Source organism: Pseudomonas sp. GW821-FHT09C09 (assembly GCF_059418105.1).
Window position 1 is genome coordinate 1 of record NZ_JBWKPF010000017.1, and the last position, 1,197, is coordinate 1,197.

Sequence of the window (1,197 nt, forward strand, 5' to 3'; positions counted from 1 at the left end):
TTGGGCCGCCGAAACCTTTGGCTCGATCAACATTCCGCGGGTCGGCATGGAAGTGCTGATCACCTTCCTCGAAGGCGATCCCGACCAGCCGCTGATCACCGGTTGCCTGTACCACGGCGCCAACCTGCCGCCGTACAAACTGCCGGACTTCAAGACCCTGGCCACGGTCAAGAGCAAGGAATACAAGGGCAGCCGCGCCAACGAACTGCGCATCGACGACACCACCAGCGAGATCAGCATCGCGCTGCGCAGTGATCACGGCGCGAGTGCGATCAACCTCGGTTACCTGACCCATCCGCGCCCGAGCGGCGGCCAGCCACGCGGCGAAGGTTTCGAACTGCGCACCGACCGCCACGGCGCGGTGCGTGCCGGTGCTGGCCTGCTGATCACCACCGAGCCGCGCCCGAACGAATCCAAACACCACAAGGACCTGCCGGAAACCGCCGAACGTCTGGCCACCGCCAGCGATCAGCAGGACGGTTTCGCCACGCAGGCCAAAGAGCTGCAAGCTCAAGAGGCGGGCGATCAGGACGACGTGGCCAAGGCGTTGCACGCGCAGCATCAAGGCGTACTCGGCTCGGGACCTGCAAACCTCACCGCCAACGAATTCCCCGAGTTCACCGAACCGCATCTGGTACTCGCCAGTCCCGCCGGCATCGCCCTGACCACACCGCGCTCCAGCCATATCGCCACCGGCGAACACCTGGCGCTGAGCAGCACCGGGCACACCAGTTTTTCCATCGGCAAACGCCTGCTGGCCAGCGCCAGTCGCGGCATGCGCCTGTTCGTGCAAAGCATGGGCTGGCGGCTGGTGGCAGCCTCCGGCGACATCGACGTCAAGGCGCTCAAGGACAGCATCAACCTGCTGGCCAAACTCAACATCACCGCCAACGCCGACCGCATCACCATCACCGCCAAGACCGAACTGGTGATCCAGGGCGGCGGCAGCGCCACGACCTACAACGCCGGCGGCATCACCCACGCCACCAGCGGCCCGTACACCGCCCACGCGGCGAACTTCGCCTACACCGGGGCGAAATCCCTGGCCGGCGTGTTCCCTGAACCGCCGAAACCGGGCAAGGGCAACCTCGAATTGTTCAACCAGTACGCGGGGCGTCAGGGCATCAAGGACGGCGATTACGAAGTCATCGATGCCTTGGGCAAAAGCATCAAGGGCAAGCTCGATGCCAAGGGCTT

Annotated in this window: 1 protein-coding gene; it reads left to right on the forward strand. The window is 64.8% G+C overall.

Annotated elements, in window-relative coordinates; translation table 11 throughout:
- On the forward strand, positions 1-1,197 hold a 1,197-nt coding region (locus AC07NR_RS29085), incomplete at both ends, for a DUF2345 domain-containing protein (protein ID WP_495080001.1).